We start from the raw sequence: 23,106 nt of genomic DNA on the forward strand, positions 1-23,106 counted from the left end.
TCACCAGCGTCAGCTTCGGGTCGCTTCCAGCCCTTCGTCCTTGACGGAAACTACCCCCAGCGCCGCTATCCACTCTTGCGTACGGGCTGGCAACGGCAGAGCAGGGCGCAGAGAGTAGGCCGCTGTCCCGCCCGCGCGGTTCGGGTCGCCAAGCGATCAGTGCGGGCCGCTCGGCTTGCGCTTGATGGTCTTCATCAGGTCGTCGGGGCTGATGTGGCCGACCATGCCGGCGGCGCTGCCGGGTTGCGGCAGGTTGAGGATGTGGCCCTTCATCTTGCCGATGATGTGCATTTCGCACGGCTTGCAGTCGAACTTCAGGGTCAGCACTTCGTTCTGGTGGATCAGCTGCATGTCGGCGACCTTGGTGCGCACGCCGGTGACGCCCTTGGCTTGCTTGGGGCACAGGTTGAAGGAGAAGCGCAGACAGTGCTTGGTGATCATCACCGGCACCTCGCCGGCTTCCTCGTGGGCCTCGTAGGCCGCATCGATCAGCTGCACGCCGTAGCGCTGGTAGAAGGCGCGAGCCTTGTCGTTGTAGACGTTGGCGAGGAAGGTCAGGTGCGACTCGGGGTAGACCGGCGGCGGCACGGCCACCGGCTTGCGCCCGCCGCGCGGGTGGGCGGCCAGGCGCGCCGCGCTCAGGGCCTCGATGGCCTCGCGGCGCAGGGACTTGAGCTGCGAGTTGGGCACGAACAGGGCTTGGGGCGCGTCGATCTGCACGTCTTCGGCGTAGTAGATGGTGGTGCCCAGCTTGCTCAGGCTGTCGCGCAGTTGGTTGAGCGCCTGTTCGGCGTCCTTGGCCGGGCCGAAGGGGCCGGCCAGGCTGGCCGAGGCGCTGCAGCCCTCGCTGCTGGTGACGGTCAGCGCGAGTTGCTGTTCGTCGAGTCGCACCTGCCAGCTCACCGCGACGCGGCGTTCGGCCGAGGTCTTGAGCAGCGCCTGTTGCCAGTTGTGGTCGAGGTTGCGGTTGAGCGCATGCTGCGGGCGCAGCTGCTTGAGCGCCGCCGGCATTTCGTTGGGTTCGACGCGGTAGCGCCAGCGCTCGGCGCCATCCTCCTCGAACGTATCCTTCAACTCGGCGATGTTGGCGCGAAAGCCCACCACCTCGCGCTTGATCAGCACGTTGAGGCCATCGCCGTTGGACAGCGGGGTGTCGGTCACGGCGATCAGGTCGCGCTTAGCCACTTTTTCGACATGGCCAACGGATAGCCCGGTAAAGGTCGGCGAGTCGAAGGCGCCGATGTCGATCTTGCGTTCGCTGACGAAGTAGTCGGTGCTGCCGCGGTGGAAGGTCTTGTCCGGGTCGGGGGCGAAGAAGTGTTCGGTCAGGCCGCTGGAGGCGCGCGCCAGCTGCGGGCGCTGTTCAAGGATGGCATCCAGTTCGCGGCGGTAGTGAGCGGTGATGTTCTTCACGTAGCTCATGTCCTTGTAGCGGCCCTCGATCTTGAACGAGCGCACGCCGGCATCGACCAGATCGATCAGGTTGGCGGTCTGGTTGTTGTCCTTCATCGACAGCAGGTGCTTGTCGTAGGCCACCACGCGGCCCTGGTCGTCCTTGAGGGTGTAGGGCAGGCGGCAGGCCTGCGAGCAGTCGCCGCGGTTGGCGCTGCGCCCGGTCTGTGCGTGGGAGATGTTGCACTGGCCAGAGAAGGCCACGCACAGGGCGCCGTGGATGAAGAACTCGATGGCCGAGTCGACGCCGGTGCTGATCGTGCGGATTTCCTGCAGGTTGAGCTCGCGTGCCAGCACCAGCTGGGAGAAGCCGGCCTGGGATAGGAAGCGGGCCTTGTCCAGGCTGCGGATGTCGCACTGGGTGCTGGCATGCAGCTCGATCGGCGGGATGTCCAGCTCCAGCACGCCCATGTCCTGCACGATCAGCGCGTCGACGCCGGCCTCGTAGAGCTGCCAGATCTGCTGGCGGGCCGGTTCCAGCTCGTCGTCATGCAGGATGGTGTTGATGGTGACGAACACCCGCGCGTGGAACTGGTGGGCGAAGCGTACGAGTTCGGCGATGTCGGCCACGCTGTTGCTGGCGTTATGCCGCGCACCGAAGCTGGGGCCGCCGATGTACACGGCATCGGCGCCATGCAGGATGGCTTCCCGGGCGATGGCGGCATCGCGCGCGGGGCTCAGGAGTTCCAGGTGGTGCGCAGGCAGGGACATGGCAGTGATTCGAGGCTTGAATGAGGCGGGCATTTTAGCGTGAAAGTGCGCGGGGTCGGCTATCGGCTGACGGAAAACACGGCGGGCTCTGCCGTTGGGGCATTGCGCGGGGTGGTTGCCTGGCCGCCGGCCTCCAGGGCGATCGCGTAGCGTCCGCCGCGCTCGCGGATTTCGATGTCGAGCGAGAACAGTTGCAGGCGCCGGCTTGAGCCGGGCTTCACAGTGCACGTCCTGGCAGTCAGCCGGCGTATCGCGCCAATGCCGGGTCAGGACCACGCCCTGCGCTAGAACCAGCGCAGCTCTGCAGGAGTGCGTTTCAGGGGCGACGCTACTGGGCAATGGCCCGGGTCTGCCCCGGGGCCGTGGATAGGGGCGCGGCGCAGGGCTCTCAGGCGCGGCGCTGGCCCTGTCCGGCAATCTCCTCGCGGGCGGCGCGCAGCTGGGCGGCATCCAGGTTCATGCGGTGGATCACGTTGAGCAGCTGCTGGCGCAGCAGCTCGTCGCCGATGCGCTCGGCGGCGCGCATGACCGCCACGGCGGCCGCCTCGCTGTTGGCCGCGATCTGGTCCAGGGTCTTGCAGATATTCCTTGTGGGTCGGCTCATGTGAGCGCTCCTCCATAGATCGAGTGGGCACTGTAGGGCGGCTTCATTGCCCTTTTATGTCAGTGCCCAGGTCGCGCGGGGAGGGGATGGGGCGCGGCGATTAGAATGCACGTCACGTCTTCCTCCGCGGAGCCATGAATCCGGCGCCTGCTCGCCGTCGAGAAGGCATCCGGCACAGCGAAATATGCCGAGGCGTTGTTCCTGATTTTTCAGGCCAGCGGCAGGTTGCGCATGACGATATGAGCGCCAAGGCTCTGCCGATGGCCGAACTCGACGCACTCGACAAGCTGTGGCGAGTGTCTGCAAGACTGCGCTGCCGGTCCTCCTCGGCGGGTGGGACCGACGAGGGGCAATAGAGCCCGGGCTGGTCAGGCGGCGGGCTTGTGCCACTGCTGCTGGATTTCCTGCCATTGGATGTCGCTCAGCCACTTATCGGCCAGGGGAAAGAAGATATTTTCCTCGCTGTCCAGGTGGTCATAGTACTTGCCTATGTAGTCCTTGATGAACGTGGCTATTTCTTTGGGCGTAAAGTTTGAATGCTCGAGCGCCTTGAGTTGGCTGGCAATGCGCGCAAAGCCCTGATGGTCGCGCTCTATTTCCTGTACGCGCGGATGCACAGGGGCTTGGGTGGCTAATAACCGGTGGCGAATGAGTTCCTCGTTCTGGTGGTGGCGGGTTTCGGCGTCACCATGCAGAGACTCCAGAAGCGCAAACAGTTGCTGACGATCAGTCGGGTCGCAGGCATCTTTTTCGAGGCTGTCGAGCAGGTCTGCCATCTGATCGATGGTCGCGGAAACCGTCTGATGGTAGTGGTGCAGCTCCTCTAACAAGGGGTGCATGGTCAATCCTCCTCGGTCACAGGCCTATGCTTTTCAATAAAGCATAGGCCAGTTCCACTCCCGCCTGCGGCATTCTGCTGTGCAGATGCCTGAGGCTCTGGGCGAGGAGCGGCAGCGCCGTATCAGTTGCTCGGGCGCCGAGATTGACTCATCGAGCCGACCGGGTCGGCGGTTAGTAGCGCTGCAGGCCGCCATTATCGATGCGCACGCGGTCACCCACTCTCAGGTCGCCGATGCTGGGCTGGGTCAGGGTCTGATAGGAGCCGTTTTCCATACGCACGGTGATCCTGTAGGCGCTCTCAGCCTGTTTGCGTTTTTCAAGCTGGTGGCCGATATAGGCGCCGCCTGCTGCCCCGGCGATTGTTGCCGCCGTTTTGCCGCTGCCACCGCCCACCTGGTTGCCCGCCACGCCGCCGATCACCGCCCCTGCCACAGACCCGAGGCCGAAGCCGGTTCCACCGACGCCTTGGTAGTCCTGCGGGACGCTGTCAATCGACTCCACTCTGCCGTAGCCGGAGTAGATGCTTCGTGGTTCAGCGCTACCCTGGTACGGGGCCTGCGGGTAAGGCGTGGCAGGCTGGGGGGTGGACATGCACGCGCTGAGCGCAAGGACAGCGGCCAGTCCGAACATGGGGCGAAAACTATTCATCGTCGTCATAACTAATACCCTGTGGTGGTGCCTGTTGCCGGCAACCTTCTTGCTTTGACCTCGCCAGGAGAGAAAAGTCCGCTTCGGTGACGAATACGTTTGCATATGCCTCGAATCAGGCTCTGCGCACCGTCCCTTGTGGTCCATGCGCTAGCCACACATGGAGCGGACGGGCGTCGCGCAGGCACCGGACAAAATCCGCAACTTTATGCAAGTGTCCGCAGCCGGTGCGGCGCAGACTGGCGTCATCCACTGGGAGTCGTCCGATGAACCTGTCGTTATACCTGTTGACCGTGCTGATCTGGGGCACCACCTGGATTGCCATCAAGCTGCAGATGGGGGAAGTGGCGATTGCCGCCTCGATTGCCTATCGCTTCGCCCTGGCAGCGGCGGTGCTGTTTGCCGTGTTGCTGCTCAGTGGCCGCCTGCAGACGCTCGACAGGCGTGGCCAGGTGATCTGCCTGATTCAGGGATTGTGCCTGTTCTGCATCAACTTCCTGTGCTTCTACACCGCCAGTCAGTGGATCCCCAGCGGGCTGGTCGCGGTGATTTTCTCCACGGCAACCTTGTGGAATGCGCTGAACGCGCGGCTGTTCTTCAAGCAGAAGGTCGCCGCCAATGTCCTGGCCGGCGGTGCCCTGGGCCTGGCGGGTCTCGGTCTGTTGTTCTGGCCCGAGTTGGCCGGCCATGCGGCCAGCCGGGAAACCCTGCTGGGCATCGGCTTGTCGCTGATCGGCACCCTGTGTTTCTCCGCCGGCAATCTGCTCTCCAGCCTGCAGCAGAAAGCCGGCCTCAAGCCGCTGACCACCAATGCCTGGGGCATGCTCTACGGCGCCTTGATGTTGGTGGTGATCTGCCTGGTCAATGGCACACCGTTCGGTTTCGAGTGGAGCACGCGCTATGTCGGTTCGCTGCTGTACCTGGCGATTCCCGGTTCGGTGATCGGCTTCACCGCCTACCTGACCCTGGTCGGGCGCATGGGGCCGGAGCGGGCGGCCTACTGCACGGTGCTGTTCCCGGTGGTGGCGCTGAATATCTCGGTGTTCGTCGAGGGCTACCAGTGGACCGCGCCAGCACTGGTCGGCCTGGTGTTGGTGATGCTCGGTAACGTACTGGTGTTTCGCAAGCCCAAGCCGCCGGCGCTGCTGTCGGGTGGCTACAAGCAGGCCTGACGAACCGCTCAATGCCAGTTCGACAGCGCCTCCCAGGCGCGGAATTCGTCGCCGGGAATTGGCTGGCTGATCGAGAAGCCCTGGGCGATGTCGCAGCCAAAGTTGCCCAGGCGGATCAGGGTTTCGCGGCTTTCCACCCCTTCGGCGACGACCTCGAGGTCGAGGTTGTGCGCCAGTTCGACAATCGAGCGGATGATCTTCGCCGAGTCATCGTCGTCGCTGAGCATACGGGTGACGAAGGACTGGTCGATCTTCAGCGAGTTCACCGGCAGCTTCTGCAGGTAGGCCAGTGACGAGTAGCCGGTGCCGAAGTCGTCGATGGTCAGGCGACTGTCGAGGTTGCGCAGCTGGATCAGGGTTTCCCGCGCTGCCACCGGGTCTTCCATCAACGCGCTTTCGGTCAGCTCGAACTCGATCCAGTCCGGCTGCGCGCCCCAGGTGGCGAAGGCGCCCCTTATCCGCTCGAGCAGCTTGGGATCGCGCAGGTCGCGCGCCGACAGGTTGACCGAGATTGGTCGGGTATCGCCTTCCTCGCGCCAGGCATAGCCCTGGGCCAGGGCGGCGTCGAGTACCCAGTAGGTGAGCGGGGTAATCAAGCCGGTGTTCTCGGCCAGCTTGATGAACTCGTTGGGCGGCAGCAGGCCATGTTGCGGGTGCTGCCAGCGCACCAGGGCCTCGCTGCCGCATACCTTGTTGGTGGCGATCTGCAGCTTGGGCTGGTAGTGCAGCAGCAGCTGGTTACCGTCGATCGCCCGGCGCAGGTCGCTCATCAGGGTCAGGTGCTTGGCGCATTCGCGGTCCAGGTCGCCCTTGTACAGGGCATAGCCATCACCGCTGCGCTTGGCCTGATCCATGGCGCTGCTGGCGCGCCGCAGCAGGGCGTCCGGCTCGGTAGCATGACCGGGATAGAGGGCGATGCCGATAGTGGCGCGGGTATCGAGGAGCAGGCCGGCCAGGTCGATTGGCTCGTACAGCGCGACGAGGATTTTCTGCGCCAACTGCGAGGCCTGCTCGGCACCGCCGCTGATCACCAGTACGGCGTACTCAAACTCGCCGAGGCGTGCCAGCGGGATAGCCGGGCCTATGGCCTGCGCCAGACGCGCGGCGATTGCCTCCTGCAGGAGGTCACCTTCGCGGTAGCCGAGGGTTTCGCTGATCGCCTGGTTGCGCCCGACTTCCAGGTACAGCAGGCTCAGCGGCCGGTGCTCGGACTTGGCCTCGGCGATTGCTTGATCCAGCAGTTCGCGTAGACGCAGGCGGTTGGGCAGGCCGGTCAGCTCGTCGGTATAGGCCATGCGCCTGATCGTAGCCTCGGCTTCCAGGGCGCGGGCGCGGGTGCGCAGGGTGGCGATGCCGAAGCCCAGGTCGTTGGCCGTGGCGAACAGCAACTCGACTTCCTGCTCATCGAAGGCGTCGGCCTCGATCGCCATGATGTTCAGGGTGCCAATCACCTTGTCCTCGACCTGCAGCGGCAGGGTGATGGCCGAGTCGTAGCCACGCTCGAGCGCTTCCCCCCGCAGTGTGGTTGCATTGGGGTTGTTATGGATGTCGCGCAGCACGAAGGGTTGACCGGTTTCCAAGGTAGCGTCGAGGTTACGGATAAAAGCCAGACCTTTCGAGCTGGCGGCCCAGGCCTGGCCGATGGCGATGAAACCCTTCTCCACCCCTTCGTAGGCCACAGGCTGGTAGGGCGGGGTCTGGTCCTCCTGGCGGTAGGCGACCCAGGCCAGGCGGTAGCCGCAATCATGGACCAGCACCCGGCAGATATCTTTGAGCAGAACCAGTTCTTCGCTGGCATGGATCAGCGCATGGTTAACCGCCACCCGCGTCGCCAGGGCCCGGTTGAGACGCTGGACCTCCTGTTCGGCCTGGGCACGCCGCGCCTTGCTGCGCAGGGCCTGGATGCCGAAGGCCAGGTCTTCGGCGGCCTCGCTCAGCAGCTCCTGCTCCTGCTCGCCGAAGGCGTCGGGCTCCGGGGCGCCGATGCCAATGGCGCCAAAGATTTCACCGTTGATCCGCAGTGGTAGCGACAGCACCGAGGCAATACCGTGCCTGATGGCGCCTTTGCGCCAGGGCGCGGTGTTCGGATCGGTGAGCAGGTTGTGGGTCAGGCTCGGCTGGCCGGTGCGGATCGCGGTGCCGGAGGGGCCGCGCCCGCGCGGGTTGTCGGCCCAACTGATGTGCAGTGAATCGATGTAGGCCTGGTCGACGCCGGCATAGGCGAGCGGGGTCACCGTCTTCGCGTTGTCGTGTTCGGCACGCCCCACCCAGGCCAGACAGTAACTGGACTCATCGACGATGACCCGGCAGATTTCCTGGAGCAGGGTGGCCTCGTCCTTGGCGCGCACCAAGGCTCGGTTGCAGCCGCTGAGGGTGCGCAACGCACGGTAGAGATAATGGGTTTCCTGGTTGGCAGAAGGCGGTGCAGGCATGACCTGCCTCTCACTCATGAATGACCTTGTTTGAGTATAGAGTCGCTGCCACCCGCCTGGTTCCCCGGGCTGCACGGGCGCTGTCACCACACGAGGAGACCGCAATGGTGTTCACCGCTGCAGTGTCACCCGCCCTTCCGCTGGGCAAATGCCAAGATCGCCTGATGCCACAGCGGGTTAGTGGTTGGCCGGATCATCGGCCGGGTCGTGGTAAGTGATGCCCCAGGGGCCATCGCCGTGCAATTGCAGGATGGCTTCGTCGGCACCGGTGCCCGCGAACATTGCCATTCCCGCCGGGATGATCACGGTGTCACCGGCCTGGTAGGTCACGGCGGCGGTGGGGTCTGGCTTGTCGCCGATGCCAAGGTAGAAGTTGCCCGAGATCACGGTGACGCGCTCGGTCGTAGGATGGGTGTGCACGCCAATGGTCGAATTGGCAGGCAGCATCAGGCGCAGGGTAAAGGGCTCGGTTTTTTTCAGGTCACCTTCAATCACCGTCATCATCGCGCCTGGACCTACTGAGGGTGCAGGAGCCCATTGCAGTTCGGAGGCTTTGGCGGCGACGAAAGCGGACTCATCGGCCGAGGCGACTGGCATCAGCAAGAATCCGCTGAGTATTGCCAGAGTAGCGGCAAGGTATGGGAAGGGGGTCATCGTGGTTTCCTCTTGTACGGGGTGAGCCGGTTCGGGCAGGACTCATCGTCATGTCCGCAGCCATGAGTCCAAGGCACAGGCGCATGCTGGCTTCGATCAAATCCTGTAGATGACTCTAGTTGAGAGGGCCACTCGGGCTTATATCCGTTTGCAACAGGCTTTAAAGCGGTTGGGAATGGGCTATTACCGGTCTGTCGGGAGATGCGCTCCGCCACTCTTTCTGCGATCGCCGGTGGCACGCCCGATCCGCGGATACAGCGGCCGGGACTCTGCCGGACACCAGGGTAAGGCCAGTGGGTCGCCGCTAGTAGAAGCGCTTGAAGAAGCGCTCGGAAAACAGCAGCTGGGCACACAGTGGGTAGCACAGGTAATGCAAGGCGAGGATCAGCAGGCCCATCGTGCCGGGGGCATCCTTCAGCTCCATCAGCGCCAGGAGACCGAGATAGAGCAAGCCGAGCATGCCGCCATAGAGTCCGACCAGACGCCTGCGTTCACTGCGCGAGGGCGCGCGGCGAGCGTGCCAGGCGAAGCACAGGGCCATTGCCGCGGCGACGATGACGGCGACCAGCAGGGTGATCAACGGGCCGCCGAGCCTGGTCAGGCTGCGCAGCAGCAGGTTGAGCAGGATCACGGCTAAGACCCCGCCAATGGCGTAGCGATGCATGGCGACGGAAGGGGTATCCACAGTGTTCTCCGTGCGAATTGGAAGGGCAGGCTACAGCGCCCGATCGAGGCCGAAGCGTCTTTTCAGCACGGCGTCGAGCAGGCTCCTGGGGATCAGCGTAGCCAGTAACGGCAGGGTGCGGCTGCCATGGCCCAGGCGCAACAGGCGCGGGCGTCTGGCACGCTGCACGGCGGCGAGCAGTTCGCCGGCAAACTGCTCGGCCGGGGTCGGGTTGTCCTGTGAGGCCTTGGCGCGGGCGCGGATGCCCTCGCGGATTGGCCACCAGGGCGAGGCTTCATCGATCAGCTGCTCGACCTGCTGACTGGCATTGGCGCCGAAGCTGGAGGCAATGGCGCCGGGCTGCACTTCCATGACCTCGATGGCGAAGGGCGCCAACTCCAGGCGCAGGGCATCGGACAGCGCATGCACGGCGGCTTTCGAGGCGCAGTAGGCCCCGGCGAAGGGCGTAACCAACACCCCGGAAACGCTGCCGATATTCACCACCAGGCCCTTGTTGCGCCGCAGCAGCGGGAAAAACGCCCGGGTCACGCCGACCAGGGAAAACACATTGGTCTCGAACTGCCGGCGCATGGCCTCGACGCCGCCATCGAGCAGCGGGCCCATGGCGCCGTAACCGGCGTTGTTGATCAGCACATCCAGGCCGCCAATTTCCGCCTGCATGCGTTCGGCCAGTTGGCCCAGGCCCAGGCCGTCGTTGACGTCCAGTTGCACCGCGGTAAAACCGGCCGCGCCAAGCGTGGCGAGGTCGGCCGCATTGCGGGCGGTGGCCCACACCTGATAGCCGGCCCGTTGAAAGGCGTCGGCCAGGGCGCGGCCGATGCCGCTGGAGCATCCGGTGATCAGGGCGCTGGGCTGGGTCATGCGGGCATCCTTGTGGGGGTGTCGGGGGGCTGGCATGCACCCGCCATGGTCAAGAGAGCAATCAGCGACTGAAACTGCCCTGCAGGCGTTCGGCCCGGAACTCCAGGGTGCTGGCGCGGTAACCGCTGCGCAGGGTCGGCAGGGGCAGGCAGTCCTGCCAGGTGGCGCCTGGCAGCAGTTTGCCGGGGCCGCTGTAGCGGGGGGATTCGTAGAGGCGTTCGACCAGGTTGACGCTGTCGCCGGGGCGGTAGGCGGCGATCTTCCAGTGCAGTTCGAGCAGGGCGGCGTCGCTGCCGTTTTTCAACTGCAGCGCGAGGGGGCGGTTGGCCGGGCAGTTCTGCGGATCGTAGACCATGCGCAGTTGCACATGCGCCAGGTGGCGCATCTCGCGGCCTTCCTGCCAGAGCACCCAACTAGCCACCAGGCCCAGGCCGATCAAGGCGGCAAGGGAGATAGGCAGGGCTTTGCTCGGGTAGCGGATCAGCAGGATCAGCCAGCTCAAAACCAGTATCGCGCCGAATAGCATAGGGGGTGGGCCTTGGTGGACAACACAGGGCCCTATCCTACACAAGGCCGTGGCGAGATGCGCCGTGCTGGCGGATGCCGGAAAGCGCTGCCGCTGTTCCAGTCCTAGTCGACTACCGCAGGCCATCGGCAAGGATTCGCACAGTTCAATGCGGCAGGCGCGGATTGATCAAGCGAATTGTTTAGGCCGGTATTGGGAGTGCCGGCGCAGGGGCAAACGGGCCGTGGTGCGGCCCGTAGCGGGGGCGTGGCGGCGGGATCAGTCTTGCGGGGTGTCGCGCAGAAACACCAGTTTGTCGGTTTTCGAGTGCTCTGCCGAGTAGCGGTAACCCTGTGCGGTGAAGTCCTTGAGACCCTCGCTATTGCTCAGGCGCTCTTTGATGACATAGCGGGCCATCAGGCCGCGGGCCTTCTTGGCGTAGAAGCTGATGATCTTGTACTGGCCGTTTTTCAGGTCCTTGAACTCGGTATCGATGACTCGGGCGTTGAGCACCTTGCGTTTCACCGCACTGAAATACTCGTTGGAGGCCAGGTTGAGCAGCACGTCGTCACCCTGGGCGAGCAAGGCGTCATTCAACCAGCCACTGATGCGCTCACCCCAGAAATCGTAGAGGTTGTTGCCACGCGGGTTGGCCAACTTGGTGCCCATCTCCAGGCGATAGGGTTGCATCAGATCCAGGGGCCGCAACACACCGTAGAGGCCGGAGAGCATGCGCAGGTGCACCTGGGCGAAGTCGAAGTCGGCTTCGCTGAAGTCTTCGGCGTTCAGCCCAGTGTAGACATCGCCCTTGAACGCCAGCAGGGCCTGCTTGGCGTTTTCCGCGGTGAAGGTTTTCGTCCAGCTGCCAAAGCGCGCGGCATTCAGGCCGGCGAGCTTGTCCGACAGGTGCATCAGTTCGGCAATCTGCATGGGCGTGAAGTCGCGCAGTTGGGCGATCAGGTTCTGGGCGTGGTCGAGATGCTCGGGCTGGGTATAGCGCTGGGTCACCGGCGGCGTCTGGTAATCGAGGGTCTTGGCCGGGGAAATCACCATCAGCATAAAGTCTGCTCCTGAAAGTCTTGGCCGCGATTCTAGCAGCCCGACAGGCAGCCAGGTGCCTGGCACGGCCACGACGTGCTGTGCTGCCGCGCCCCGTCGCAAACGGATAAGCCCTGGCCGCGGCAGTTCGGCTGGTCACATCGCTGCGCTTGACCTGGGGGCCGCCACGGGGTTGTAGTTTGCCCAGGTCACTTCCTTCAAGGAGCCGCCATGACCGCCTGCAACCATTCGCGCTGGGAGCCTTCCCACGATTACCGACCGCTGGAAACCCGCACCGAACGCCAGGCCTGGCTGGTGACCGCTCTGACCGGGGTGACCATGCTGGTGGAAATCGCCGCCGGGTATGCCTTCAACTCCATGGCCCTGCTCGCCGATGGCTGGCACATGGCGTCGCACATGCTCGCCATTGGCCTGACGGCCCTGGCCTATTTGCTGGCCCGACATTACGCCGATGATCCGCGTTTCGCCTTCGGCACCTGGAAGATCGAGGTGCTGGCCGGCTTCGCCAGTTCGCTGCTGTTGCTGGTGGTGGTGGCGATGCTGGCGTTCGAGTCGTTGTGGCGCCTGTGGCAGCCGCAGGTGATTGCTTTTGACGTGGCGCTGTGGGTGGCGGTGGTCGGTCTACTGGTGAATCTGCTGTCGGCCTGGCTGCTGCGTGACCAGCATGAGCACGCGCATGCTCACGCTCATGCCGATCACGATCACGATCACGATCACGATCACGCTGCGCCAGCGAGCGCACGCGACCTCAATCGGCATGCCGCTTTCATCCATGTGCTGGCCGATGCGCTGACCTCGGTGGCGGCGATCGTTGCCCTGCTCGGTGGCATGCTGTTCGGCTGGAGCTGGCTCGATCCGCTGATGGGCGTGATCGGTGCGCTGATCATCGCGCTATGGGCCAAGGGCTTGTTGAGCGAGACCGCCACTGTGCTGCTCGACCGGGAGATGGACAGCCCCGTTGTGGCGCGTGTGCGCCGCGCCCTGGCGCAGGAAGCGGACACCGAGCTGGCGGATTTGCACCTGTGGCGAGTCGGTCGCGCGCATTACGCCTGCATTGTCAGCGTGGTGACCCATGGCGATACCTCGGCGGATCGCTACAAGGCCCGGCTGGCTGGGATTGGCGAGTTGGTGCACGTGACGGTTGAAGTCAATCGTTGTGCTGAAAACGAGCGCTGATGTCGCTGCCGAGGCGGGATTTTATTGCGGTGCGAATGGCGGTAGAACTCCTGACTTTAACGGTGCTTTTGTGGGGCGCCAAGCGCTATTCGTCGAGGCGACGAATAAACTGAAATAAATAAAAAAAACTTTCGCCTGTCATGATTTTTGGAGTATCTAAAAGACAGACCGCCGAACCCTGCAGACAGGTGGCGAGCTTTGGCCTTCACCTCGCTTGCAGTTGCCCAGCCCCCGTCTGAGTGGTCGGTGGTCCCCGCGGCGGAGCGCTGCTCTGGCATTCCGTCGCTTGGCTCCTAGAAGAAGGTGACCGAGTATGGATGACCACGGAAGCTTCAAGCCCACCGCTCTGACCCTCTACGCCCTTGACACCAATGTATTGATCCACGATCCCAATGCGCTGCTGAATTTTCAGGAGCACCACGTCGCCATCCCGATGACCGTGCTGGAGGAGTTGGACAAGCTGAAAACCGGCAAGCAAGGCGTCGCCGCCGAGTGCCGGCAGGCAATCAGGTTGATCGACAAGATCCTGGGTAGCGCCACGCCCGAGGAAGTCGAGCATGGTGTCGCGATCCAGCGTGAGAAAAGCGGGCCTTGTGGTTTTCTCTCGATTCTCATGAGCAAAAGTGCCTCGCCCATTACCTGGCTGCCAGAGGACCTCAACGACAACAAGATCATCAACCAGCTGGTCGAGTTGAAAGCCCGTCGCCCGGACATGTCCGTGGTGCTGGTGACCAAGGACATCAACATGCGCCTGAAGGCGCGTGCCTGCGGCATCGATTCGGAGGACTATCACACCGATCAGCTGGTCGACGATGTGTCGCTGCTGTCCAAGGGTTATCACAGCATGGACGGCTCGTTCTGGGACCGCGTGAGTACGGTCGAGACCCGCCAGGACCGCGGCCGCACCTGGCACCGGGTGCAACTGATCGATAACCTGCCGGCGGTCCATATCAACGAGTTCATCATCGACGAGCAGGGGTTCGTCGGCTGGATCAAGGGCATCGAGGCCGATGAACTATTGATCCTCGACCTGCACCAGGAGCCGTTGCTGCATCAGGAAGCCTGGGGCCTGCGCCCACGCGATATTCACCAGGCGCTGGCGCTATTCGCCTTGCTCGATCCCGACATCCACCTGGTCAACCTGTCCGGTGCCGCCGGCTCGGGCAAGACCATCCTGGCCCTGGCCGCGGCCATCGAGCAGACCATGGTCAGCAAGCGCTATCGGCGGATCATCGCCACCCGTAGCGTTCAGGGGCTGGACCAGGAAATCGGCTTCCTGCCCGGCACCGAGGCGGAAAAGATGGAGCCCTGGCTCGGCGCCATTACCGACAACCTGGAAGCGTTGCACATGGATGACGAGAACACCCACGGCAGCGTCGACTACATCCTGCAGAAGGTGCCACTGCAGTTCAAATCGCTTAACTACATCCGCGGGCGCAGCTTCCAGCAGAGCCTGATCCTGATCGACGAGTGCCAGAACCTCACGCCACATCAGATGAAGACCATCATCACCCGTGCCGGCACCGGCTCCAAGGTGATCTGCCTGGGTAACCTGGCGCAGATCGATACGCCCTACCTGTCGGCGCCCAGTTCGGGTCTGACCTACCTCACCGAGCGTTTCAAGGACTTCCCCCACGGCGTGCACATCACCCTGCAAGGGGTGCCGCGCTCGATCCTGGCGGAATTCGCCGAAACCAATATGTAGGAGACGGCAAGCTGCAAGCCCTAAGCTGCGAGTCGAGTGCGCAGCAGCCAGGCTTGCAGCTTGCTGCTGCCATATCTTGACTGCTGGGTTTACAATCGGCCGATCCCTGCCTGGAGTAAACCTGTGCTAACCCATCTCGATTCCCAAGGTCACGCCACCATGGTCGATGTCAGCGATAAAGCGCTGACCGTCCGTGAAGCCGTGGCTCAAGCCCTGGTGCGCATGCGCCCACAGACCCTGCAGATGATCGTCGATGGCGCACATCCCAAGGGCGATGTGTTTGCCGTGGCGCGTATCGCCGGCATCCAGGCCGCCAAGAAGACCGCCGACCTGATCCCGCTCTGTCATTCGCTGATGTTGAGCAGCGTCAAGGTCGAATTGCTCGCCCATGGCGATGATGCCGTGCAGATCACCGCGCGCTGCAAGCTCAGCGGGCAGACCGGGGTGGAAATGGAAGCCCTGACCGCCGCCAGTGTCGCCGCCCTGACCATCTACGACATGTGCAAGGCGGTGGACCGCGGCATGATCATCGAAAGCGTGCGCCTGCTGGAAAAGCTGGGCGGCAAGAGTGGTCACTACAAGGCCGAGGACGAGCAATGATTCGCGTGCAGTATTTCGCCCGTTACCGCGAGGCGCTGGGCCTGGACGGTGAGCAACTGAGCGACACCCAGGCGCTCGCGACCCTGGATGACCTGCGCCAGCATCTGCTGGCCCGCGGTGGCGTGTGGCAGGTATTGGCCGAGCAGAATCTGATGTGCGCGCGCAACCAGGAGCTGTGCAGCCTCGCCGAGCCGCTGGAGGAGGGCGATGAAGTGGCCTTCTTTCCCACTGTGACTGGAGGCTGAGCATGAGCATCCGAGTGCAGATCGAACCCTTCGACCCTGGGGTTGAAGTCAACGCGCTGCATGCGGCGAACGTCGGTGTAGGCGCGGTGGTCAGCTTCGTCGGCTATGTGCGCGATTTCAACGCGGGGCGCGAGGTCGGTGGCATGTTCCTCGAGCATTTTCCCGGCATGACCGAGAAATCCCTGGCCAAGATCGCGCTCGAGGCCGAGCAGCGCTGGCCGCTGCTGAACCTGCAGGTCATTCACCGCATCGGCCGCCTGGAACCGGGCGAGCCGATCGTGTTCGTCGGCACCACCAGCGCCCACCGCGAGGCCGCCTTCGAGGCCTGCGCCTTCGTCATGGACTACCTGAAGACCCGCGCGCCCTTCTGGAAGAAGGAAGACACGGCCGAGGGGGCCTGCTGGGTCGAAGGCCGGCAAAGCGATCAGAACGCCGCCGAGCGCTGGCACAAGCCATAACGGCTTGCTGCTTCACGGCCCTTCTCGAGCCAAGCGTCTGGCCAGGCGCAGCAGCAGTGAGCTGCTGCGCCTGTACGCTATTTCGCTCGAGTCATGCTTGCCCGGGTCGCCGGTGCTCGACTCAGAGCAGGCCCAGTTCCATGGCGGTGCGGTCCACCGCCCGTTTGGTTTTCTCCACCAGCTCGTCCAGTTCTGCGCGGCTGGCGACCAGGGCCGGGGCCATGATCATGCGGCCCAGGGTGGAGCGGATGATCAGGCCTTCCTCGAAGCCGAGGGTGCGGCAACGCCAGGCGATATCGTTTTCGTTGGCGAAGCGCTTGCGGCTGTTCTTGTCCTCGGCGAATTGCAGCGCGGCGACCAGGCCGGTGCCCTGGATATCGCCGACCAGCGGGTGATTGCCGAACACCTGGCGCAGGCACTGCTGCAGGTAGGGGCCGGTATCGTCCTTGACTTGGTTGACGATGCCTTCGTCGCGTAGCGCCTTGATAGTGGCCAGGGCCACCGCGGCCGCCACCGGGTGGCCGGAGTAGGTCAGGCCGTGGGCGAATACCCCGCCTTGCTCGACCAATACCTCGGCGATGCGCTTGCTCAGTACCAGGCCACCCATGGGGAGGTAACCCGAGGTCAATCCCTTGGCGATCGACAGGGTGTCCGGCTGGAAGCCAAAGTGCTGGTGAGCGAACCATTCGCCGGTACGGCCGAAACCGCCGATCACCTCATCGGCACACAGCAGCACGTCGTACTGATTGCAGATGCGCTGGATTTCCGGCCAGTAGCTTTCCGGCGGGAAGATCATGCCGCCGGCACCCTGGAAGGGTTCGGCGATAAAGCCGGCGACGTTTTCCGCGCCCAGTTCGAGAATCTTTTCCTCCAGTTGCAGGGCGCAGCGGCGGCCGAATTCGGCCGGGGTCAGCTCGCCGCCATTGGCGTACCAGTAGGGTTCGTCGATATGCGCGATATCCGGCAGCATGCCGCCCATCTCGTGCATGAATTTCATCCCGCCCAGGGCCGTGGCCGCCAGGGTCGAGCCGTGGTAGCCATTCCAGCGGCCGATCATCACCTTCTTCTGCGGCTTGCCGAGAATCTGCCAGTAGCGGCGCACGGTGCGGATCAGCACCTCGTTGGCTTCGGAGCCCGAGTTGGTATAGATGGCGTGGCTGTAATGCGCCGGCAGCAGGCTGAACAGGGTTTCCGAGAGTTCCACCACCGCCGGGTGCGTGGTGTGGAAGAACATGTTGTAGTACGACAACTGCTCCATCTGCTTGCTTGCGGCCTGGACCAGGTCCTGGCGGCCGTAACCGAGGTTGGTGCACCACAGCCCGGACATGCCGTCGAGGTAGCGATTACCGTCGTTGTCCCACAGGTGCAGGCGTTCGCCGCGCACCATCACGCGCGGCCCCTCGGCATTCAGCGCCTTCTGATCGACAAAGGCATGGATATGGTGGGCGGCGTCCAGCGCCTGGTAGTCCTGGGTCTGGCGGTTGGGGGTATGCGGGACTGTCATGGTAAAAAACCTCGGTGATCAACTAGGGTGTGAGCCGGGGGCGAGCCCCCGGAGGGACTTCATTGGCGGGCCAGCACCTTGTCGATGGGCTCGGGGGTGAACAGCGGTTTGCGCATCACCAGCTTGATCCACAGCACCGCGATGATCGACACCAGGCCGAGTACCGCGCCTGCGCTGTAGAAGATCGCCGCGGTCATCTCCGGGGCCGGCGACACGTAGTAGATCGACACCAGCATGCCGGCGATGCCGAGGACCTGCGGCAGCGGGTAGAAGGGCGTCTTGAACGGCCGCGCCAGGTCCGGGTAGCGGCGGCGCAGGGCGATCACGTCCAGGTGGCAGACGATATAGGCCAGCAGCCAGGCGACCGCGGCAGCCAGCAGCAACAGGCCGATGGCGGCAGGGTCGTCGCCCATAAAGACCACCGGGATGCCGGTGATGGCGGCAACGAACAGTACGGCGACCCAGGGCGCTTTGTACTTATTGCTGAGCAGTTTGAATTGCGGAAATGCCTGGCCGTTGACTGCCATGCCGTAGAGCATGCGCGGGATCGCTGCCAGCGAGGTGTTGACCGTGCTGCAGGTGGCGGTGATCGCCGCGACCACCAGGAAGATCTTCCCGGTTTCGCCGAACAGCGCGGTGGCGAACAGGTAATGCGGCAGGGGCGAGCTGGCCAGTGCGTCCTGGGGTACATAGAGCAGCGCCCCCACGCAGTAGAGGGCGATGGTGATAAAGATCACCGTCACGCCGAGGATCATCGACCAGGGGATATTGCGCTGCGGGCGACGCGATTCTTCCACCAGCGGGCAAACGAACTCGGCGCCGACGAAGCCCCAGATGGCCAGCGCCACCAGGGTCATCACACTGGCGCCCATGGGGTTCCAGTCACTGGTAATGGACGTGCTCAGCGCCGGTTCGCTACCGCTGCCGGTCACCGCAGCCAGGCCCAGAGCGAGCAGCACGACGACCATGATCAGCGCCAGGGCCGATTGCAGGCGGGCGAAGATGTCGATACCCAGCAGATTGAGCAGGGTAAACGCCACCAGCACCCCATAGGCGATCAGCATGCTGGGGAAGGCGCCGGGGTAGACCTCGTTGATGATCAGGTCGAGCAGCAGCAATTCCGCCGAGAGGGCGAACATCGCCACCACCACATAGCCGGAGAAGGTCGCCAGAATGGCCGGGAAATGCCCCAGCGCCACCTCGGTGTAACTGCTCAGGCTGCCGGCCCGGGGAATCATCAGCGCCAGCTCGGCGAACGACACTACATAGGTCAGCGCCAGCACGAAAGCCAACGCCAGGGGAATCAGAAAGCCCAGGCCGGCTATACCGGCGCCTTGCAGCATCAGCACCATCACGCCCTGGGAGACCACCAGGCCGATGGCCACGGCCAGCAAAGCGGTCATGCCCAGGCTGAGGTTGCGCTTACGTGCCGGCTCGGCCGCCAGGCCAAAGGGCGGGTTAAGGCTTATATCGGGGTCGTGCATGGGAGTTCTCCTGCAATCTTGTTGTTGTGTCAGGTGAATCGCACGCGGCAGGCGCCGCAGTTGTCCGCTGCGCCCCTCAGGCGCGCAGCTGGAACCAGGTGGTTTTCATCAGGCTGTATTTGTCGAAGGCGTGCAGCGACAGATCGCGACCGAAGCCGGACTTCTTGCAGCCGCCGAACGGCACGCAGACATCCAGGGCATCGACGGTATTCACCGACACGGTGCCGGCGCGCAGGCGGCGGGCAACCCGGTGGGCGCGGTTGAGGTCGTCGGTCCACAGCGAGGCGGCCAGGCCGTACTGGCTGTCGTTGGCCAGGGCGATGGCCTGTTCCTCGTCGTCGAAGGGCATCACCGCCAGCACCGGGCCGAACACCTCCTCGCGGGCCAGCTGCATATCTGCGGTCACGCCGGTAAAGATGGTCGGCTGGATAAAGTTGTCCGAGCCGTTGAAACTCAGGCGTTGGCCGCCGCAGGCCAGGGTCGCGCCCTGGCTCTGCGCGCGGTCGATAAAGCCCATGATGCGTTCGGCCTGGCGCCCATCGACGATGGCACCGGCGCGGCTGGCCGGGTTCAGCGGATCGCCGGGTTGCCACTGCTGGGCCTTGGCGATCAGGCGCTGGACGAATTCATCGTGAATCGAGCGCTCGACCAGCAGCCGCGAGTTGGCCGAGCAGACTTCGCCCTGGTTGAAGAAGATCCCGAACGCGGCTTTTTCCGCCGCCAGGTCGAGGTCCTGGCAGTCGGCGAACACCAGGTTGGCGCTCTTGCCGCCGCACTCCAGCCACACCTGTTTGAGGTTGGATTGGGCGGCGTAGGCCATAAAGTATTTGCCCACCTCGGTGGAACCGGTAAACGCCAGGCAGTCCACCTCCATGTGCAAACCGAGGGCCTTGCCGGCACTTTCGCCGAGGCCCGGCAGCACGTTCAGCACCCCGGCCGGTACGCCGGCTTCCAGCGCCAACTGACCCAGGCGCAGGGCGGAGAAGGGCGACTGTTCGGCGGGCTTCAAGACCACCGAATTGCCGGCGGCCAGGGCCGGCGCCAGCTTCCAGGCGGCCAGATCCAGCGGGAAGTTCCACGGCACCACGGCGCCGATTACCCCCAGGGGCTCGCGGGTGATGGTCGCCAGGGCGTCGCTGGCGGTCGGCGCGACTTCGTCGTAGCGTTTGTCCAGGGCTTCGGCGTACCAGCTGAAGACCTGGGCCGCGCCGGGCACGTCGATGCTGTAGGCGTCCATCACCGGCTTGCCCATGTTCAGTGAGTCGAGCAGCGCCAGTTCCTCGCGGTTGGCCATGATCAGCTCGGCCAGGCGCAGCAACACCTGCTTGCGTTCGCGCGGCGCCATCCGCGCCCAGGGGCCATGGTCGAACGCACGGCGGGCGCTGGCCACCGCGGCATCTATGTCCGCCGCCGCACAGGCGGCGACCTCGGCCAGCAGCTGGTTGTTGGCTGGATTAGTGGCCGCGAAGGTCGCGCCGCTCTGCGCCGGACACAGCTGGCCGTCGATCAGTGCCTGGGTGATAAAGCCCTGTTCGGCCGCGCGCTTCTGCCAATCGCTGTACTGCAACATCGCCTCTGTCCTCATACCGGATGCCGCAAGCGGCGTCTCGTGGTTGTTGAGAACGATGGTGGCGCAGGCCGGGCTCAAGGAAAATTAGTAAATATATGCTCGCAGGCCATGAAAAAACTGGGCAGCCCCAGGGCCGGGCCTGGGGTATGTTGGCGTTCAGTCAAAGCATCACAAGACGGCCTGAAGGCCGCTATCGAGGAGGTACCGCATGGCCGCCTACACCCTGCGCCAGCTCAAGTATTTCGTCACCACCGTGGAAGCCGGCAGCGTGGCCGAGGCGTCGCGCAAGCTGTATATCGCCCAACCGTCGATCTCCACCGCGATCAAGGGCCTGGAAGAAAGCTTTGGTGTCCAATTGCTGATCCGCCACCACGCCCAGGGGGTATCGCTCACCCCCGGTGGCGCGCGCTTCTACCGCAAGGCCCAGGAGCTGCTGCGCATGGCCCACGAGTTCGAGCAGAACGCCCTGGCCGACAATGAAATGGTGGCCGGGCAGATCGATATCGGCTGTTTCGAAACCGTGGCGCCGCTCTATCTGCCGCGCTTGATCGCCGGTTTCAACGGGCTCTATCCCGGGGTGGAAATCCGCATCCGCGACGGCGAGCAGCAGGAGCTGGTGCAGGGCCTGACCGCCGGGCGCTTCGACCTGGCGATGCTCTATGACCATGACCTCGACACGACCATCGAGTGCGAGCCGCTGATGGCGCCGCAGAAACCCTATGCCCTGCTGCCCGAAGGCCACCGTTTCACCGGCCAGGCGCAGGTTTCTCTGCGCGACCTGTGCCTGGAACCGATGATCCTGCTCGACGTGCAGCCGAGCCGCACCTACTTCGTCAGCCTGTTCGAGGAACTCGGCCTGACGCCGAATATCGTCTTCAGCTCGCCGTCGATCGAGATGGTGCGTGGCATGGTCGGCCAGGGTTTCGGTTTCTCCCTGCTGGTCACCCGCCCGCACTCGGAATGCACCTACGACGGCAAGAAAGTGCTGACGGTCGATATCGTCGAAACGGTGAGCAGTTCCGGCCTGGTGGCCGCCTGGCTCAAGCGGTCGCCACTGACCAAGCCGGCGCAGCTGTTCGTCGAGTTTTGCAAGGAGCAGCTGGGGCAGGGCAGTGAGGGCAGTGAGGGCTGAGTGGGGTGGTTAGTGTGTGGCGTCGACCAGATGAATCCACAACCAAAAGCCGACAGCCCATAGCAATGAGTAGCAGCGTTCGTAAACGCTATCAGTGCTGCTGATTGTCACCTTGGACTCAACACTGCCGGCCAGCGGACCAAAATTGCGGCTTAACTCGCTGGATTATCAAATCAGCTCGGGCAGATAGCGGCCATTCAGCTCGGTGCAATAGCCAAAGGGTATCTACAACCGGCCGTTCCCCTTCAATTACCTTAATCGATTCAGGTCGTGAAAAAGCCATGCGCGCATAGCGCGGCAATACGGTAAAGCCTAAGCCGCGGGCCACAGGTTCAAGAATCAGACTGATTTGGTTGGTGAAACCATGGCAAGGGAGGCTGCAGACCCCGGGCGCGCCGGGGTAATAGCGACTAAGGAGTCGACCGGCCATGGCCTGGCCATCTGGGTGATCAATGAAACCAAGACGCTCGAGATCAGCCCAGCACTGAACGCTCTCGCTGGCCGGCACTACCAATTCCAGTGGTTCCTCTGCGAAGCGACTCACACTCAAACGCGGATCGTCCGGTTTGAGTGTCACCAGTCCAAGTTCAAATCGGTTGTCCAGCACGGCATCGAGGACTTCACGATCCGGAGCGAAACGCTGTCGAATGCTCAGTCCAGGGTGTGTGTGCTGTAACTCCAGCAGCAATGGATAGAGGGCCAAGCCTATGCTGCCGGGGCAGATCAAGCCTATCTCACCGCACTCTGCATCGCGCTCTGACAGGCGCTGCTGCAAGCGTTGGTCGGCCGCATTGACCTCTGCGCAGTATTCGAGCAAAGCGCGCCCGGCAGGTGTGAGTTCGAGCTGGCGTGGACGGCGTATTAACAGCGGTCCTAATCGCTCTTCCAGACGCTGCACATGCTGACTGACAGCCGCTTGCGTCAAGTTCAGGCGCTCGGCGCTACGAGTGAAATTCCCCTGCTCGGCGAGCGTCGTAAAAGTACGCAGCCATTGCGGATTAAGCATAACGATCCCTTATTGAAACCATAACCTTGCAGTTATTTTCATTATGGCTTGGCCCTCCTAGACTGACCACCATCAACTCAATACGAGGTACTGGTTATGTCTCCCGTCTACCCACGCAGCTTTTCCCACATCGGCCTGTCGGTCACCGATCTCGACGCTGCCGTAACGTTCTACACCGAGGTCATGGGTTGGTACCTGATCATGCCGGCGACCACCATCAGCGAGGACGACTCAGCCATCGGCGTCATGTGCACCGACGTGTTCGGCGCAGGCTGGGGCTCGTTTCGCATCGCCCACATGTCCACCGGCGACCGCATTGGCGTGGAAGTCTTTCAATTCCGCAATGCGGTAAAGCCGGAAAATAACTTCGAATACTGGAAGACTGGAATATTCCACTTTTGCGTACAGGATCCGGACGTCGAAGGCCTGGCCGCCAAGATTGTCGCCGCTGGCGGCAAGCAGCGCATGCCAGTACGCGAGTACTTTCCAGGCGAGAAGCCGTTCCGCATGGTTTATATGGAAGACCCCTTCGGCAACATCCTGGAGATTTATAGCCACAGCTACGAGCTGACCTACGCTGCCGGCGCTTATCAGTAAACGGGA

General features: G+C 63.5%; 23 protein-coding genes. 8 read left to right on the forward strand and 15 right to left on the reverse strand.

What is annotated here, in order from left to right; all coding sequences use genetic code 11:
• Positions 1-156: 156 nt before the first annotated feature.
• The 5 genes from PH586_RS12425 to PH586_RS12445 form a co-directional block, all read right to left on the reverse strand.
• The gene (locus PH586_RS12425; RefSeq protein ID WP_271348076.1) at positions 157-2,163 is read right to left on the reverse strand and encodes a peptidase U32 family protein; all 2,007 of its coding nucleotides are present in this window, start codon (positions 2,161-2,163) and stop codon (positions 157-159) included.
• Between the two features lie 59 nt (positions 2,164-2,222).
• The gene (locus PH586_RS12430; protein WP_271348077.1) at positions 2,223-2,384 is read right to left on the reverse strand and encodes a hypothetical protein; all 162 of its coding nucleotides are present in this window, start codon (positions 2,382-2,384) and stop codon (positions 2,223-2,225) included.
• Positions 2,385-2,551: 167 nt separating this feature from the next.
• Complete coding sequence (locus PH586_RS12435) at positions 2,552-2,767, reverse strand: hypothetical protein (protein ID WP_271348078.1); 216 nt, start codon at positions 2,765-2,767, stop codon at positions 2,552-2,554.
• Between the two features lie 368 nt (positions 2,768-3,135).
• The gene (locus tag PH586_RS12440) at positions 3,136-3,606 is read right to left on the reverse strand and encodes a hemerythrin domain-containing protein (RefSeq protein WP_271348079.1); all 471 of its coding nucleotides are present in this window, start codon (positions 3,604-3,606) and stop codon (positions 3,136-3,138) included.
• Between the two features lie 172 nt (positions 3,607-3,778).
• The gene (locus PH586_RS12445; RefSeq protein ID WP_271348080.1) at positions 3,779-4,264 is read right to left on the reverse strand and encodes an outer membrane lipoprotein; all 486 of its coding nucleotides are present in this window, start codon (positions 4,262-4,264) and stop codon (positions 3,779-3,781) included.
• Between the two features lie 257 nt (positions 4,265-4,521).
• On the opposite strand from PH586_RS12445, the gene PH586_RS12450 reads away from it, so the two are divergent.
• Entirely contained in the window at positions 4,522-5,427 is a 906-nt protein-coding gene (locus PH586_RS12450) for a DMT family transporter (RefSeq protein ID WP_271348081.1), read from the forward strand.
• Between the two features lie 8 nt (positions 5,428-5,435).
• Here the strand turns inward: PH586_RS12450 and PH586_RS12455 are convergent, their stop codons facing one another.
• The 6 genes from PH586_RS12455 to yaaA form a co-directional block, all read right to left on the reverse strand.
• The gene (locus PH586_RS12455) at positions 5,436-7,859 is read right to left on the reverse strand and encodes a bifunctional diguanylate cyclase/phosphodiesterase (protein WP_271348082.1); all 2,424 of its coding nucleotides are present in this window, start codon (positions 7,857-7,859) and stop codon (positions 5,436-5,438) included.
• Positions 7,860-8,036: 177 nt separating this feature from the next.
• On the reverse strand, positions 8,037-8,513 hold the full coding sequence (locus PH586_RS12460; protein ID WP_271348083.1) for a cupin domain-containing protein: 477 nt from the start codon (positions 8,511-8,513) through the stop codon (positions 8,037-8,039).
• A 304-nt stretch (positions 8,514-8,817) separates the two neighbouring features.
• Positions 8,818-9,177: a hypothetical protein gene (locus tag PH586_RS12465; protein WP_271348335.1), complete on the reverse strand. Its 360-nt coding sequence runs from the start codon at positions 9,175-9,177 to the stop codon at positions 8,818-8,820.
• A 51-nt stretch (positions 9,178-9,228) separates the two neighbouring features.
• Complete coding sequence (locus PH586_RS12470; protein ID WP_271348084.1) at positions 9,229-10,059, reverse strand: SDR family oxidoreductase; 831 nt, start codon at positions 10,057-10,059, stop codon at positions 9,229-9,231.
• Between the two features lie 61 nt (positions 10,060-10,120).
• Positions 10,121-10,585: a multidrug transporter gene (locus tag PH586_RS12475; RefSeq protein ID WP_271348085.1), complete on the reverse strand. Its 465-nt coding sequence runs from the start codon at positions 10,583-10,585 to the stop codon at positions 10,121-10,123.
• Positions 10,586-10,843: 258 nt separating this feature from the next.
• A complete protein-coding gene (yaaA, locus tag PH586_RS12480) occupies positions 10,844-11,623 on the reverse strand; it encodes a peroxide stress protein YaaA (RefSeq protein ID WP_271348086.1) in 780 nt (259 codons plus the stop codon).
• A gap of 210 nt (positions 11,624-11,833) precedes the next feature.
• Between yaaA and dmeF the strand changes: the two genes are divergently transcribed.
• The 5 genes from dmeF (at position 11,834) to moaE (ending at position 15,807) form a co-directional block, all read left to right on the forward strand.
• Complete coding sequence (dmeF, locus tag PH586_RS12485) at positions 11,834-12,799, forward strand: CDF family Co(II)/Ni(II) efflux transporter DmeF (RefSeq protein WP_271348087.1); 966 nt, start codon at positions 11,834-11,836, stop codon at positions 12,797-12,799.
• A 313-nt stretch (positions 12,800-13,112) separates the two neighbouring features.
• Complete coding sequence (locus PH586_RS12490; RefSeq protein WP_271348088.1) at positions 13,113-14,504, forward strand: PhoH family protein; 1,392 nt, start codon at positions 13,113-13,115, stop codon at positions 14,502-14,504.
• Positions 14,505-14,627: 123 nt separating this feature from the next.
• Positions 14,628-15,104: a cyclic pyranopterin monophosphate synthase MoaC gene (gene moaC, locus PH586_RS12495; RefSeq protein WP_271348089.1), complete on the forward strand. Its 477-nt coding sequence runs from the start codon at positions 14,628-14,630 to the stop codon at positions 15,102-15,104.
• On the forward strand, positions 15,101-15,349 hold the full coding sequence (locus tag PH586_RS12500) for a MoaD/ThiS family protein (protein WP_271348090.1): 249 nt from the start codon (positions 15,101-15,103) through the stop codon (positions 15,347-15,349). Before moaC ends, PH586_RS12500 begins: the two co-directional genes overlap by 4 nt.
• 2 nt (positions 15,350-15,351) lie before the next feature.
• Positions 15,352-15,807, forward strand: coding sequence for a molybdopterin synthase catalytic subunit MoaE (gene moaE / locus PH586_RS12505; RefSeq protein ID WP_271348091.1), 456 nt, complete (start codon positions 15,352-15,354; stop codon positions 15,805-15,807).
• A 121-nt stretch (positions 15,808-15,928) separates the two neighbouring features.
• Here moaE and PH586_RS12510 read toward each other — a convergent pair whose 3' ends face one another.
• The 3 genes from PH586_RS12510 to PH586_RS12520 all read right to left on the reverse strand — a co-directional run bounded on the left by PH586_RS12510 (position 15,929) and on the right by PH586_RS12520 (position 20,365).
• Positions 15,929-17,311, reverse strand: coding sequence for an aspartate aminotransferase family protein (locus PH586_RS12510; protein ID WP_271348092.1), 1,383 nt, complete (start codon positions 17,309-17,311; stop codon positions 15,929-15,931).
• A 59-nt stretch (positions 17,312-17,370) separates the two neighbouring features.
• Positions 17,371-18,795, reverse strand: a complete 1,425-nt coding sequence (locus PH586_RS12515; protein WP_271348093.1) for an APC family permease — start codon at positions 18,793-18,795, stop codon at positions 17,371-17,373.
• Between the two features lie 76 nt (positions 18,796-18,871).
• On the reverse strand, positions 18,872-20,365 hold the full coding sequence (locus tag PH586_RS12520) for an aldehyde dehydrogenase (protein ID WP_271348094.1): 1,494 nt from the start codon (positions 20,363-20,365) through the stop codon (positions 18,872-18,874).
• Positions 20,366-20,573: 208 nt separating this feature from the next.
• Between PH586_RS12520 and PH586_RS12525 the strand changes: the two genes are divergently transcribed.
• Positions 20,574-21,497 (forward strand): LysR substrate-binding domain-containing protein, encoded by a 924-nt coding sequence (locus tag PH586_RS12525; RefSeq protein WP_271348095.1) that lies wholly within the window; start codon positions 20,574-20,576, stop codon positions 21,495-21,497.
• Between the two features lie 118 nt (positions 21,498-21,615).
• Here the strand turns inward: PH586_RS12525 and PH586_RS12530 are convergent, their stop codons facing one another.
• On the reverse strand, positions 21,616-22,503 hold the full coding sequence (locus PH586_RS12530; protein ID WP_271348096.1) for a LysR family transcriptional regulator: 888 nt from the start codon (positions 22,501-22,503) through the stop codon (positions 21,616-21,618).
• A 96-nt stretch (positions 22,504-22,599) separates the two neighbouring features.
• Between PH586_RS12530 and PH586_RS12535 the strand changes: the two genes are divergently transcribed.
• Positions 22,600-23,100, forward strand: a complete 501-nt coding sequence (locus PH586_RS12535; protein WP_271348097.1) for a lactoylglutathione lyase family protein — start codon at positions 22,600-22,602, stop codon at positions 23,098-23,100.
• The last annotated feature ends 6 nt before the right edge of the window (positions 23,101-23,106 follow it).

Origin of the sequence: Pseudomonas aestuarii, assembly GCF_027988105.1 — a bacterium.
Taxonomy (GTDB): Bacteria; Pseudomonadota; Gammaproteobacteria; order Pseudomonadales; family Pseudomonadaceae; genus Aquipseudomonas; species Aquipseudomonas aestuarii.

Coding starts and splice junctions, on each gene's coding strand:
- PH586_RS12445 (WP_271348080.1), bottom strand. CDS start 4,264: ATGACGACGATGAATAGTTTTCGCCCCATGTTCGGACTGGCCGCTGTC.
- PH586_RS12510 (WP_271348092.1), bottom strand. CDS start 17,311: ATGACAGTCCCGCATACCCCCAACCGCCAGACCCAGGACTACCAGGCG.
- PH586_RS12500 (WP_271348090.1), top strand. CDS start 15,101: ATGATTCGCGTGCAGTATTTCGCCCGTTACCGCGAGGCGCTGGGCCTG.
- PH586_RS12455 (WP_271348082.1), bottom strand. CDS start 7,859: ATGCCTGCACCGCCTTCTGCCAACCAGGAAACCCATTATCTCTACCGT.
- PH586_RS12465 (WP_271348335.1), bottom strand. CDS start 9,177: ATGCATCGCTACGCCATTGGCGGGGTCTTAGCCGTGATCCTGCTCAAC.
- PH586_RS12435 (WP_271348078.1), bottom strand. CDS start 2,767: ATGAGCCGACCCACAAGGAATATCTGCAAGACCCTGGACCAGATCGCG.
- dmeF (WP_271348087.1), top strand. CDS start 11,834: ATGACCGCCTGCAACCATTCGCGCTGGGAGCCTTCCCACGATTACCGA.
- PH586_RS12535 (WP_271348097.1), top strand. CDS start 22,600: ATGTCTCCCGTCTACCCACGCAGCTTTTCCCACATCGGCCTGTCGGTC.
- PH586_RS12525 (WP_271348095.1), top strand. CDS start 20,574: ATGGCCGCCTACACCCTGCGCCAGCTCAAGTATTTCGTCACCACCGTG.
- PH586_RS12475 (WP_271348085.1), bottom strand. CDS start 10,585: ATGCTATTCGGCGCGATACTGGTTTTGAGCTGGCTGATCCTGCTGATC.
- yaaA (WP_271348086.1), bottom strand. CDS start 11,623: ATGCTGATGGTGATTTCCCCGGCCAAGACCCTCGATTACCAGACGCCG.
- PH586_RS12520 (WP_271348094.1), bottom strand. CDS start 20,365: ATGTTGCAGTACAGCGATTGGCAGAAGCGCGCGGCCGAACAGGGCTTT.
- PH586_RS12490 (WP_271348088.1), top strand. CDS start 13,113: ATGGATGACCACGGAAGCTTCAAGCCCACCGCTCTGACCCTCTACGCC.
- PH586_RS12440 (WP_271348079.1), bottom strand. CDS start 3,606: ATGCACCCCTTGTTAGAGGAGCTGCACCACTACCATCAGACGGTTTCC.
- PH586_RS12450 (WP_271348081.1), top strand. CDS start 4,522: ATGAACCTGTCGTTATACCTGTTGACCGTGCTGATCTGGGGCACCACC.
- PH586_RS12460 (WP_271348083.1), bottom strand. CDS start 8,513: ATGACCCCCTTCCCATACCTTGCCGCTACTCTGGCAATACTCAGCGGA.
- PH586_RS12425 (WP_271348076.1), bottom strand. CDS start 2,163: ATGTCCCTGCCTGCGCACCACCTGGAACTCCTGAGCCCCGCGCGCGAT.
- moaE (WP_271348091.1), top strand. CDS start 15,352: ATGAGCATCCGAGTGCAGATCGAACCCTTCGACCCTGGGGTTGAAGTC.
- PH586_RS12530 (WP_271348096.1), bottom strand. CDS start 22,503: ATGCTTAATCCGCAATGGCTGCGTACTTTTACGACGCTCGCCGAGCAG.
- PH586_RS12515 (WP_271348093.1), bottom strand. CDS start 18,795: ATGCACGACCCCGATATAAGCCTTAACCCGCCCTTTGGCCTGGCGGCC.
- PH586_RS12470 (WP_271348084.1), bottom strand. CDS start 10,059: ATGACCCAGCCCAGCGCCCTGATCACCGGATGCTCCAGCGGCATCGGC.